At 55.8% G+C, this 10,704-nt stretch carries 8 protein-coding genes; 7 read left to right on the top strand and 1 reads right to left on the bottom strand.

Going from position 1 to position 10,704, the window contains the following annotated elements:
* Positions 1-288: 288 nt before the first annotated feature.
* From hprK to pfkA, 6 genes are all read left to right on the top strand, one after another.
* Positions 289-1,224, top strand: coding sequence for an HPr(Ser) kinase/phosphatase (hprK, locus tag MTP42_RS07240; protein WP_249258290.1), 936 nt, complete (start codon positions 289-291; stop codon positions 1,222-1,224).
* 27 nt (positions 1,225-1,251) lie between these two features.
* Positions 1,252-2,190, top strand: coding sequence for a UDP-N-acetylmuramate dehydrogenase (murB, locus tag MTP42_RS07235; RefSeq protein ID WP_249258289.1), 939 nt, complete (start codon positions 1,252-1,254; stop codon positions 2,188-2,190).
* Between the two features lie 13 nt (positions 2,191-2,203).
* Positions 2,204-3,067 carry an RNase adapter RapZ gene (rapZ, locus tag MTP42_RS07230; protein ID WP_097771147.1) on the top strand — a complete coding sequence of 288 codons (864 nt, stop codon included), beginning with the start codon at positions 2,204-2,206 and terminating at the stop codon, positions 3,065-3,067.
* A gap of 36 nt (positions 3,068-3,103) precedes the next feature.
* Positions 3,104-4,048 carry a DNA-binding protein WhiA gene (gene whiA, locus MTP42_RS07225; protein ID WP_154276113.1) on the top strand — a complete coding sequence of 315 codons (945 nt, stop codon included), beginning with the start codon at positions 3,104-3,106 and terminating at the stop codon, positions 4,046-4,048.
* Positions 4,045-7,560: a DNA polymerase III subunit alpha gene (locus MTP42_RS07220; protein ID WP_249258288.1), complete on the top strand. Its 3,516-nt coding sequence runs from the start codon at positions 4,045-4,047 to the stop codon at positions 7,558-7,560. Before whiA ends, MTP42_RS07220 begins: the two co-directional genes overlap by 4 nt.
* Positions 7,561-7,798: 238 nt before the next feature.
* On the top strand, positions 7,799-8,773 hold the full coding sequence (pfkA, locus tag MTP42_RS07215) for a 6-phosphofructokinase (RefSeq protein ID WP_097771144.1): 975 nt from the start codon (positions 7,799-7,801) through the stop codon (positions 8,771-8,773).
* Positions 8,774-8,861: 88 nt separating this feature from the next.
* On the opposite strand, the gene MTP42_RS07210 is transcribed toward pfkA, so the two are convergent.
* Complete coding sequence (locus MTP42_RS07210; protein WP_249258287.1) at positions 8,862-9,518, bottom strand: HD domain-containing protein; 657 nt, start codon at positions 9,516-9,518, stop codon at positions 8,862-8,864.
* 181 nt (positions 9,519-9,699) lie between these two features.
* On the opposite strand from MTP42_RS07210, the gene MTP42_RS07205 reads away from it, so the two are divergent.
* A complete protein-coding gene (locus tag MTP42_RS07205) occupies positions 9,700-10,653 on the top strand; it encodes a ketopantoate reductase family protein (RefSeq protein ID WP_249258286.1) in 954 nt (317 codons plus the stop codon).
* Positions 10,654-10,704 lie beyond the last annotated feature (51 nt).

Here is a 10,704-nt window from a genome sequence, read left to right as displayed (position 1 = left end):
ATGTTCTCCTATTTATGAGTATAGAGCCTGAATGTAAAATCGGAAATCCAGAGAATGTAAAAAGCGTGTAAAGTGAATGACTGTTTCCCAGTGCAGGGATGCACCATCTCTATTATAAATAGATATGAGGGAGGATGCAACGGGATGCAGTCTCCGGAATGAAGATTTTCCGGCAGAATGATTGTAATCCGAAACCATCTCGTTTATAATAGGGGAAAGAAAAAGCGTGCCCCGTACCCGGTGTGCTGCCGGGCAGGGAGAGGAAACATTTGTGCAGGAGGAAGAACGATGGCGAATTTCAATGTTTCGCTGAAGAAGCTGACGGAAAAGGTCAGTCTGGATGTGGTCTACACCCCGAAAGGGCTGGAAGAGATCAATGTCGAGATTGCGGAGGTCAACCGCCCGGGCCTGTTCCTTGCCGGATACTATGATTACTTTGATAAGCTCCGGCTGCAGATCCTGGGTCTGGCCGAAATGAACTTCCTTTCCGGTCTTTCTGCCGAGAAGCGGTACGAGCGGCTGGACCAGCTGTTCGGCCAGCAGCCTCCGGCTGTCATCGTCTGCCGCAGTGAGAAACTGGAACCATTTCCCGAAATGCTGGAACTGGCTCAGAAGCACGGGGTGGCCCTGCTCCGCTCCAACGAGATGACCTGCACCCTGATGGGCAGTCTGATCAGCGTGTTGAATCTGGAGCTGGCACCCCGCATCACCCGCCACGGCGTGCTGGTGGAGGTGTATGGTGAAGGAATCCTGATCCTGGGCGACAGCGGCATCGGCAAGAGTGAGCTGGCCATTGAACTGGTCAAGCGCGGCCACCGTCTGGTGGCGGACGACGCGGTGGAGTTGCGCAAGGTCTCCAACCGCCAGATCATGGGCACGGCTCCGGAGAATATCCGCCATTTTATCGAGCTGCGCGGCATCGGCATCGTCAATGTGGCCCGTGTGTTCGGCGTGGGTGCGGTCAAGGAGAGCGAGAGCCTGGACCTTGTGGTCCAGCTGGAAGCATGGGACCCCACCAAGAACTATCAGCGCACCGGACTGGAGAGCGAATATTACGAGATTTTGGGCGTGAACATCCCCAGCACCAGCATCCCGGTCTCTCCGGGACGCAATCTGGCTGTTGTGCTGGAAACCGCCGCCATCAACAACCGCCAGAAGCGGATGGGCTATAATGCCGCCAAGGAGCTGCTGATCCGTCTGGGTCTGGACGGCACCGTTGAATGAAGATTACAGATAAAGGAATCCTGTTTTATGGAACGATTGAAACAACAGCTGCAGGCGGAGGAGATCCGCTTTGTCGAAAACGAATCCCTTGCTGCCCACTGCACCTTTAAAATTGGCGGCCCGGCGGATGTGTTTGTCCAGCCGGAGACGGAGGAACAGCTCTGCCGTGTGATCGCACTGTGCAAAGCGTGCGATGTGAAATATTACCTGCTGGGCAACGGCAGCAACATCCTGTTTGAGGATGCGGGCTACCGGGGCGTGGTCGTGGATACCACGGCTCTGAAAATGGGAATCGGTTTTCTGGAAAACGTCAGCCATCCGGGTGCAGAGCCGGGGACGGTCTACGATGCAGTCATCGCTGGCGCGGGCTTGAAGCTTTCTGCTCTGTGTAAGGCGGCGCTGGACAGCAGCCTGACCGGCCTGGAATTTGCTTATGGCATCCCCGGCACAGTGGGCGGTGCAGTTTATATGAATGCCGGTGCCTACGGCGGAGAGATGAAAGATGTGCTGGTCTCTGTGACGTATCTGACCAGAGAAGGCGAGATCGTGACAGAAGATGCCGCAAACCTCGACCTCTCCTACCGGCACAGCATCTTTGAGGAAAACGGCGGCTGCATCCTGAGCGCAAAGTTCCACCTGAAGCGTGGAGATTCGGCAGCCATCAAGGCCCGGATGGATGAGCTGATGCAGAAGCGCGTCGATAAGCAGCCGCTGGATAAGCCCAGCGCCGGCAGCACCTTCAAGCGGCCGGTGGGAGCGTTTGCGGCTGCCCTCATCGACCAGTGCGGCCTGCGGGGCTATCGCCACGGCGGTGCTGCCGTCAGCGAGAAGCACTGCGGCTTTGTGGTGAATCTGGGCGGCGCGACCTGCGCTGATGTGCTGGCCCTGTGCGATGAGGTGCGGGCAGTCGTAAAGGAAAAGACCGGGTATGACCTGGAAAAGGAAATTCGAGTGGTCAAGGCATAAGAGGGAAAATGGTATGGATCTTCTGATCGTCAGCGGGCTTTCCGGTGCGGGAAAATCGGTTGCGATGAACGCACTGGAGGATATCGGCTTTTTTTGTATCGACAATGTTCCGGCAGAGCTTCTGCCCAGCATCACGGCGTTCTCCAAGGCAGGTGACAACCAGCTCAAGCGGGTAGCACTCTCCATGGATGTGCGCGGCTGCCACACCAGCGAGCAGATCGAACAGGCGCTGCACCAGCTGGATGAGCAGGGCATCGAGTACGAGATCTTATTCATTGATGCCCCGGACGATGTGCTGATGCGCCGTTACAGTGAGACCCGCCGCCGCCATCCCATCAGCATTGCCGAGGGAATCTCCACCCGGGAAGCGCTGGCAAAGGAACGACAGATCCTGCAGCCCTTCCGGGAACGGGCAGACTATACCATCAACACGGAGTTTCTCTCCACGGCCCAGAACAAGGAGCGCATTTGTAATCTGTTTGCGCCAGATGGCGGGGCAAAGGCAGCAATGCGGCTCACCGTAATGTCCTTCGGCTTCAAGTTCGGCATCCCAGAGGATGCGAACCTGGTGCTGGATGTCCGCTGCCTGCCCAACCCTTTCTATATCCCGGAGCTCAAGCATAAAACGGGGCTGGATGAGGAAGTGGTGGATTTTGTCATGGGTCACCCGGAGGCAAAGGAACTGCTGCGCCGGTACGAAGGTTTTCTGGAGTATGCGCTGCCCCTCTATGTCAAGGAGGGAAAAAGCCAGCTGACCATTGCAGTGGGCTGCACGGGCGGCAAGCACCGTTCGATCACCTTTGCGCGGAAAATCGCGGAATATTGCAAACAACTGGGCTATCAGACCGGCATTCAGCACCGTGATGCGGCGCGCTGACCCGGCAGAGCCCGTGAGAACAGAAATGAGAGTGACATGAGTTTTGCATCCCAGGCACGGGAAGAGATCGCACAGCGCAGTTTGCAGCTGCAAAAGGATTGCTGTGTGCGGGCGGCAGCCTATGGCATCGCCTGCTTTGCCAAATATTTTGATGCACGGGGCCTTGTGCTGCAGACTGAGCAGGAGCTGACCGCCCGTGTGGCCGAACAGTTGTTTGCCCGCTGCGGCGTGCAGGGCGCGGTGCTGGAAAAGCCCCGCCCCAGCGGTGTGGTGTATGAGTTCGGCATCCGGGAGCCGGAGCAGGTGCGCCGGATGCACGAGCTGTTCGGCACCACGGGCAGCGAGACAAGCTTGCAGATCGACCCGGGGCTCATCCGGTGCCAGACCTGTGTGAGTGCCTATATCAGCACGGCGTTCCTGTGCGGCGGCACTGTGACGGACCCACAGAAGGAGTATAATCTGGAATTTCTGACCGGACGCACCAACCTTGCAAAGGATTTTGAGGCCCTGCTTGCTGAGCATGAATTTGCGCCCCACCGTACCCGCCGCAACGGCGTAAACCTGATTTACGTCAAAAGCAGCGCCAGTGTGGAGCGCATCCTTGCGTTTATGGGAGCGGCAGAAGCTTCAGCCCGGATGAATGCCCAGAAGGCAGTCAAGCAGCTGCGCAACCAGATCAACCGTCAGACCAATTGTGATACCGCAAATCTGGGCAAAACGGCCCGGGCCAATGCCCAGACCACCCGTGCAATCCGTTTTTTGCAGGAGCAGGGTGCGCTGGAAACACTGCCCGAGGTCTTGCAGCAGGCCGCGGCCATTCGAATGGAAAATCCGGACTTGTCCCTGACAGCTCTGTGTGCCTGCTTTGACCCGCCCGTGAGCAAATCGGGGCTTTCGCACCGGATGAAGAAGCTGGAAGCGCTGGCAGAGGATCTGCGCAGAAGATTGGAAGAAAACGCGGAAAAGGAGGAAACGAAATGATCGAACCCAGTGAGGGCAATAAGCAGGGAAGAGACTTCGTCCACCTCCATATCCATACAGAATACAGTCTGCTGGACGGTGCCTGCCGCATTGATCAGCTGATGGATCGGGTGAAGGAGTGCGGTCAGACTGCCATTGCCTGCACCGACCACGGTGTGATGTACGGCTGTGTGCAGTTTTACAAGGCGGCCAAAAAGGCGGGCATCAAGCCAATCATCGGCTGTGAGGTCTATGTGGCCACCCGCACCCGCTTTGATAAGGTGAACAAGATTGATGGCAACAATCATCTGATCCTGCTGTGCAAGAACGAGACGGGCTATAAAAACCTTGCCAAGCTGGTTTCTGCCGCCTTTATCGAGGGCTTCTACTCCAAGCCGCGTGTGGATAAGCAGCTGCTGGAGCAATACCACGATGGCCTCATCTGCCTCTCTGCCTGTCTGGCGGGTGAGATCCCGCAGGCGATCCTGTCCGGCGATTACGAGCGCGCCAAGGCTTCCGCCCTGTGGTATCGCGACCTCTTTGGTGAGGGCAATTACTACATTGAATTGCAGGATCACGGGCTGGAAGAGGATAATATTGTGCTGCCCCAGCTCATCAAGCTGGCACGGGAGACCGGCATCCCTATGGCAGCCACCAACGACTCCCACTACCTGCGCAAGGAGGATGCCAAGATGCAGGCGATCCTGCTCTGCATCCAGACCGGAAAAACCATGCAGGATGCCGACCGTATGGAGTTCCAGACCGACGAATTCTACGTTAAAACAACGGATGAGATGTACGATCTGTTTGCCATGGTGCCGGATGCCTGTGCCAACACACAGATCATTGCCGACCAGTGCAATTTTGATTTTGAGTTTGGCAACACCAAAATTCCGTATTATAAGGCCCCTGGCGGCATGGACAACCAGGTGTTCTTTGAAAAGCTCTGCTGGGAAGGTCTGGAGCGCCGCTATGGTTCCAATGTGCCGCAGGCCAACAAAGACCGCTTGAACTACGAGATCAGTGTCATCAAGACGATGGGCTATACCAACTATTACCTTATCGTCTGGGATTACGTCAACTATGCCAAGAGCCAGGGGATCCCGGTGGGCCCGGGCCGTGGCTCCGGTGCGGGCAGTATCGCAGCATACAGCGTGGGCATCACTGACATTGACCCCATCCGCTATAACCTGATCTTTGAGCGCTTCCTGAACCCGGAACGTGTCAGTATGCCCGATTTCGACGTGGACTTCTGCTATGAGCGCCGCCAGGAAGTGATCGACTACGTCAACCGCAAGTATGGCGCTGACCATGTGGCCCAGATCGTTACCTTTGGCACCATGGCTGCCCGCAATGCGATTCGCGATGTGGGCCGTGTGATGGGAATGCCGTATCAGGAAGTGGATGTAGTGGCAAAGCAGGTCCCGGCGGAGCTCAAAATGACCATCAAACATGCGTTGGAGGTCTCACCGGAGCTCAGGCGGATGTATGAAACGGACCCGAAGGTGACGGAACTGCTCGACACTGCCATGAAGGTGGAGGGAATGCCCCGCCACGCTTCTACCCATGCAGCCGGTGTTGTGATTACCCCGGAACCAACGGATTACTATCTGCCCCTTGCCACCAACGATGGCCTGCCCGTGACCCAGTTCAACATGACGGAGATCGAGGAGCTGGGTCTGCTGAAGATGGACTTCCTCGGTCTGCGCACCCTGACGGTCATCCGGGATGCGGAGCTGGCCATCCAGAAAAAAGAACCGGAGTTCTCCATCGCCAAGCTGGATTATGACGATCCCGAGACCTACAAAATGCTTTCCCGGGGTGAGACCGAAGGCGTGTTCCAGCTTGAATCTTCGGGTATGAAGCAGGTGCTGGTGGGCCTGCAGCCGCAGAATTTGGAAGATGTCATCGCTCTGATCAGCCTGTACCGCCCCGGTCCGATGGATTCCATCCCGACCTACCTGCGCAACCGCCATGAACCGGACAAAATCAGCTATAAGACCCCGCAGCTGGCCCACATTCTGGATGTGACCAATGGCTGCATCGTCTATCAGGAACAGGTCATGCAGATCTTCCGGGAGCTGGCAGGCTTTTCGTTCGGGCAGGCAGATAATGTCCGCCGTGCCATGAGCAAGAAGAAACACGCTGTGATGGAGGCGGAGCGGGAACATTTTGTCCATGGCTGCACAGACCCCGGCAACGAGTGCCCGGGCTGTGTGGCAAACGGCATCTCGGAAAAGGTTGCAAACGAAATTTACGATGAGATGTCCAGCTTTGCATCCTACGCCTTCAACAAGAGTCATGCCGCCTGTTATGCTTATGTGGCATTCCAGACAGCCTACCTCAAGTGCCATTACCCCAGCGAGTTTATGGCTGCGCTGCTGACCAGTGTCCTGGACAACACCGGCAAGGTCATTGAGTATTCCGGCGAGTGCGCCCGGCTGGGGATCAAGGTCCTGCCGCCGGATATCAATATCTCGGGCAGCGGCTTTACTGCAGAGGACAGTGGCCGGATCCGGTTTGGCCTGAACGCCGTAAAAAATGTCGGCACCCGGCTGATCGAGCGCTCCGTAGAGGAGCGGCAGGAAAAGCCTTATACCAGCCTGTACGATTTCTGCAAACGGATGCATGGTACCGAGCTGAACCGCCGCACGGTGGAAAGCCTCATCAAGGCCGGTGCCTTTGATAATCTCGGTTCCAACCGCCGCAGTCTGGTCGAAGCAACTGAGGGTGTGCTCAAGAGCATCGAGAGTGACAGCCGGAAGAATCTGGATGGTCAGATCGACCTCTTCTCGATGATGAGCGGCACGGACGATACGTCTGCCGCCGACAGCTATGAGATCAAGCCCTGCCCTGAGTATACCCACGCTGAGCTGCTCCAACAGGAGAAAGAGGTCAGCGGCCTGTACCTTTCCGGTCATCCGCTGGATGCCTACCGGGAGCAGTCGGCTCAGTTTGCCACCCACACCATCAAAGCTCTGACCGGTGAGGATGCCAATGTGCCGGACAATAGCCATGTCCGCATCGTCTGCACCATTGTCAAGAGCAAAATGGTGACGACCAAGACCAACAGCATGATGGCCTATACCAGCATAGAGGATCTGACCGGCACCATGGAGGTCATCGTGTTCCCGCGTACGCTGGAAACGTTCCGGGACGTGCTGCACGATAACGCGGTCGTGGTCATTGAGGGCCGCCTGTCTATCCGAGAGGATGAACCTGCCCGCCTGGTCGCCGAGAGTATTTCGCCCATTGAGGGCTATAACCCCGTCAGGCCGCAGGCCAACCGCCCCAATCAGATGCGGGATGCTGCCCGGCGGCTCTACGTCCGGCTGCCCTCCCGCACCAGCCCGGAGTACGCCAAGGTGGTCAATCTGCTGGAGATTTTTGACGGTGATATGCCGGTGATCTTCTATCTGGAGGACACAAAACAGAAGCTGGCGGCTCCCCGCAGGCTGTATACGTCAGGTCATCCGCTTTTCTTTGAGGAACTGCAGCGCATCGTGGGCGAAAAGAATGTTGCAACAAAATGACATGCGCAGGAACGATTCAAACCAGGTGCACATGTGCCAAAAACAACACCAAGACGTACGCCTGTGAATTTTAATAAACTTTTAACGAAGTGCCAAAAAGGTATTGGATTCAAGCGGGAACTGTGTTATAATGTCTAAAGGCAAGTTATGATCTGAGCAAGGCGATGGAGCTGGTGCCCAAAGAGAGAGGGTAAGTGCTCCATAGGTAAATGACGAAACAATTGGAGGGAATCTTTCCATGGAAAAGCAAATCAAAACGATTGGTGTGCTGACCAGCGGCGGCGACGCTCCGGGTATGAATGCTGCAGTTCGCGCCGTTGTCCGTGCAGGTCTGCACAAGGGCTTCCGTATGATCGGCATTCAGCGCGGCTACAATGGCCTGCTGGATGGCGAGTGCTTTGAAATGAACCTGCGCAGCGTTTCCAATATCATCTCTGCCGGTGGCACCATCCTGTATACGGCCCGCTGCCTGGAGTTCAAGACCAAGGAGGGTCAGGACAAGGGCGCTGCAAAGTGCCGTGAGCTGGGCATTGACGCGCTGGTGGTCATCGGCGGCGACGGCTCCTACCGTGGTGCCCGTGAGCTGGCACACCGCGGCATTCCGATGATCGGTCTGCCCGGCACCATCGATAATGATATCGCCTGCACCGATTACACCATCGGCTACGATACCGCAATGAACACCGCCCTGGAAATGATCGACAAGCTGCGCGATACTACCCAGAGCCATGACCGCTGCAGCGTGGTCGAGGTCATGGGCCGCAATGCGGGTTACATCGCTCTGAACGTTGCCATTGCCTCCGGTGCCATGGCTGTGCTGCTGCCCGAAAAGGAATTCGATATGCAGCACGACATTCTGGATAAGATCACCGAGACGCAGCGCACCGGTAAGCGCCACTTCATTGTCATCGTTGCCGAGGGCATTGGCCACTCTCAGGAGATTGCCAACGAGATCCAGGCCCGCACCGGCATCGATACCCGCGCCACCATTCTGGGCCATGTCCAGCGCGGTGGCTCTCCCACTCTGCGTGACCGCGTGAATGCTTCCGCAATGGGCTATCACGCTGTCTGTCTGCTGGAGCAGGGTAAGTACAACCGCATCGTCGGTATGAAGGGTGAGCACCTTGTGGATTACCCCGTGGATGAGGCGTTGGAGATGACCAAGACGCTTGACCCGGTGCTCATTGACGTTTGTAACACGATTTCTATCTGAGAATAACAGACGTATCTATGTTTTATAACGCATAAAATCAGCCCCCGGAGAACCGTGAAAAGTTCTCCGGGGGCTTTTGTGTCCCGCTTTAAAGCACTTTGGCACCGTTTGCGGTCAATTTGAAGGTTGCGCCCAGCATATCCGCTGCCCCGCGGCACATCAGCATCCGCTGCAGAAAAATCTCGAAGTATTCGTACATGCTGCAAATATCAGTATCGATTTGCAGGTTCAGCGAGATGACCTTTTTCTCGGTGTTGATCTTCAATGTCTGGTCTGTTACTGCGTAATTGACCCGATCATGGATGTCAAAGGCGGCTTTGGGCTTTTCGCGCACACGGCTGCGGCGCACATCGGTCTTGTCACCGATGATGAGCGCCGCTGAAATAGGATCTACGGCTCCGCCGGTGGATTCGTCATGGTTGGAAATTGCTGACACGATTGTGATGCGGTCCGGGATGCTTAAATCGTACTGTTTGAGGATCTCATTGGCCAGAAGCCCACCGTATTCGGCGTGCCGGTTACGGTTGATGGCGTTGCCGATGTCGTGCATGTAGCCTGCGATCCTGGCAAGCTCGATATCGTGCTCCGGGTAGCTAAATTTTTTCAGGATGTGTGCTGCAGTTTCTGCTACCCGGGTACAATGGGCCTGAGAGTGATCGGTATACCCTAGCAGCCCCAGATTCTGGTTCCCTTTTTTCAGCAGTTCATTGACTTCTTCATTGTGTCTGATTTCTTTATATGTCATGGCCTTATACCCTCTCCTTGCAAAATAATGCATTTATTATTGTAGGATACTTTAGAGTCCGTTGCAATCGAATTGCTGTAAAATCTATGTGCAAAAATAGCTTTGCATTTTCATTTCTCTTTCCAGTAAGTCGAATTCGTGCTACAATAGAATCGGACAAATCAAAGAGGGGGAATCTAACATGAAAATACAATCTGTTGCCATTTTGGGCGCTGGAGCGGTGGGCTCTTACATCATCTGGGGGCTTTCTAAAAAGGATAATATCCGTCTGGGTGTGATAGCGGAAGGCGACCGTGCCCGGCGGCTGAAAGAAAGCGGCTGCGCCATCAATGGAGCAGTTTACCGCCCGGAGGTCTGGACCCCGCAGGAAGCGCAGGACGTAGACCTATTGGTTGTTGCACTGAAATATGGCTCACTGCCCGGAGCTCTGGAAAGCATCAAGACCGCTGTCGGCAGCAATACCGTTGTGATGAGTCTGATGAATGGTGTGGACAGCGAGGAGCTGATCGCCGCACAGGTGGGTGCAGAGCATCTGCTGTATTCCTTCATCAAGGTTGCGTCTCACAAGGAAGCGGATGGTTACCATTTTGACCCGGATGCAACACTTGGTGTAATCTATGGCGAGCGATTTGCACCGTTTGAGAGTGAACGTGTCAAGGCAGTGCGGGAACTGTTCACGGATTCCGGGGTCAACTTCCGGGTTACGGAACACATTCAGGAAGAGATGTGGAGCAAGTTCCGGCTGAACGTCTGCAACAATCTGCCGCAGGCGATTCTGGGAGCCGGTGTGGGCTGCTACCGGGACAGCGTCCACATGAAAGCCATCAGCGATGGCCTGCGCCGGGAACTGGAAGCCATTGCAACTGCACGGGGCATTGATCTGCGCATCGCAGATGCCGTCAGCCACGGATGCGCTGTTCCTGCCACAGCCCGTTATTCCACTCTGCAGGATCTGGATGCCGGACGGCATACAGAGATCGATATGTTCTCGGGAGCGCTGATGCGGATGGGAAAGGAGCTTGGGATTCCCACGCCGTATAACGAATACACCTACCACATGATCAAGGCCATGGAAGAGAAAAATGACGGCCTGTTCGATTATGATGGCACGGAGGAACCCACCTGGGCAAAATAAAGCGACTGTCTTGTTAGGATTCGGCACGTTCACTCCCGAGTCACCGGCAGC

The organism is Faecalibacterium sp. I2-3-92 (assembly GCF_023347315.1).
Lineage (GTDB): Bacteria > Bacillota > Clostridia > Oscillospirales > Ruminococcaceae > Faecalibacterium > Faecalibacterium duncaniae.
The sequence above is the reverse complement of the archived record's forward strand: the minus strand, read 5'-3'. Positions and strand labels throughout refer to the sequence as shown.

Excerpts from the sequence above, each read along its gene's own strand:
- hprK (WP_249258290.1), top strand. The coding sequence starts at position 289 with ATGGCGAATTTCAATGTTTCGCTGAAGAAGCTGACGGAAAAGGTCAGT.
- murB (WP_249258289.1), top strand. The coding sequence starts at position 1,252 with ATGGAACGATTGAAACAACAGCTGCAGGCGGAGGAGATCCGCTTTGTC.
- rapZ (WP_097771147.1), top strand. The coding sequence starts at position 2,204 with ATGGATCTTCTGATCGTCAGCGGGCTTTCCGGTGCGGGAAAATCGGTT.
- whiA (WP_154276113.1), top strand. The coding sequence starts at position 3,104 with ATGAGTTTTGCATCCCAGGCACGGGAAGAGATCGCACAGCGCAGTTTG.
- MTP42_RS07220 (WP_249258288.1), top strand. The coding sequence starts at position 4,045 with ATGATCGAACCCAGTGAGGGCAATAAGCAGGGAAGAGACTTCGTCCAC.
- pfkA (WP_097771144.1), top strand. The coding sequence starts at position 7,799 with ATGGAAAAGCAAATCAAAACGATTGGTGTGCTGACCAGCGGCGGCGAC.
- MTP42_RS07210 (WP_249258287.1), bottom strand. The coding sequence starts at position 9,518 with ATGACATATAAAGAAATCAGACACAATGAAGAAGTCAATGAACTGCTG.
- MTP42_RS07205 (WP_249258286.1), top strand. The coding sequence starts at position 9,700 with ATGAAAATACAATCTGTTGCCATTTTGGGCGCTGGAGCGGTGGGCTCT.